The organism is Exiguobacterium sp. s168, assembly GCF_018619035.1.
Taxonomy (GTDB): Bacteria; Bacillota; Bacilli; order Exiguobacteriales; family Exiguobacteriaceae; genus Exiguobacterium_A; species Exiguobacterium_A acetylicum.
On sequence record NZ_JACSNE010000062.1, the window covers coordinates 1 to 1,056 of the forward strand.

Genomic DNA, 1,056 nt, shown 5'->3' on the forward strand with positions numbered 1-1,056 from the left:
ATGACGAATTGTAATATTAAGTGCAACACCTAGCTGAAAACACAAAAAAACCCATAACGACCTCGTGTAGAATAAAGTTACCACACCACATTCAACGGAGGATTCGTTATGAGCTATGTTCATCTTACCACATCAGAAAGAGTCAAAATAGAGACATATCTCGAGCTAGGTTTCTCTGTCCGAAAGATTGCGGGACGCCTAGGGCGCCAACCTTCTACGATTTCACGAGAACTGAAACGAAATCCTCACTACGATGCTTCTCATGCCAATCAGCGTTATGTGGAGCGAAGAAAGCAGTGCGGTGCACGAACGAAGTTTACGCTTGAAAAAGGAGAGCGCATTCTCGAAAAGTTACGGGAGACATGGTCTCCTGAACAGATTGCCGGACGATTGTTCCAAGAAGATGGACTCTCGTTCAAGACGATTTATCGCTGGATCTATATGGGCCTCGTCGAGGCCGATTCCGGACTCCTTCGACAAAAGGGAAAGCGTCAGAAACCACGTGAGACGCGTGGACGCTTCAACGTCGGACTACCGATCAGTAAACGTCCGACTGACGTCAAAGGGCGTCAAACGTTCGGGCATTGGGAGCTTGATACTGTCGTCTCGGGTAGAGGGAAATCTAAGGCTTGTGTCGCGACGTTTGTCGAGCGAAAGAGCCGTTTCTATCTCGCTGTACCGATGGAAGATCGGTCCGCTCAATCGATGGAGTCTGCGATTCAAGCATTGCATCTCTATTTCCCGACGGGAACGTTCCAAACTGCGACGACAGATCGTGGAAAAGAGTTTAGTTGTCATGAGCGAATTCGTGACAAATTAGGCGTACCCATGTATTTTGCGGATCCGTATTCTTCTTGGCAGCGTGGGAGTAACGAGAATGCCAATGGTCTTCTCCGTGAATTTTTCCCGAAGGGGACAGATTTCGGAAAGGTCAGCCGTTCTGAACTCGCTCAAGCGCTCGCCTTGATTAATGGCAGACCGAGGAAATGTCTCAACTGGAAAACTGCATACGAGGTCTTCACGGAAGAAGTGTTGCACTTAATTTGACAAATCATC

At 48.0% G+C, this 1,056-nt stretch carries 1 protein-coding gene; it reads left to right on the forward strand.

What is annotated here, in order from left to right; all coding sequences use genetic code 11:
* The first annotated feature begins 108 nt into the window (after positions 1–108).
* Positions 109–1,047 (forward strand): IS30 family transposase, encoded by a 939-nt coding sequence (locus tag KNQ15_RS16555; RefSeq protein ID WP_214730123.1) that lies wholly within the window; start codon positions 109–111, stop codon positions 1,045–1,047.
* The last annotated feature ends 9 nt before the right edge of the window (positions 1,048–1,056 follow it).

What these genes read in the sequence shown, in the direction of transcription:
- KNQ15_RS16555 (WP_214730123.1), top strand. Translation starts at nt 109, where the DNA reads ATGAGCTATGTTCATCTTACCACATCAGAAAGAGTCAAAATAGAGACA.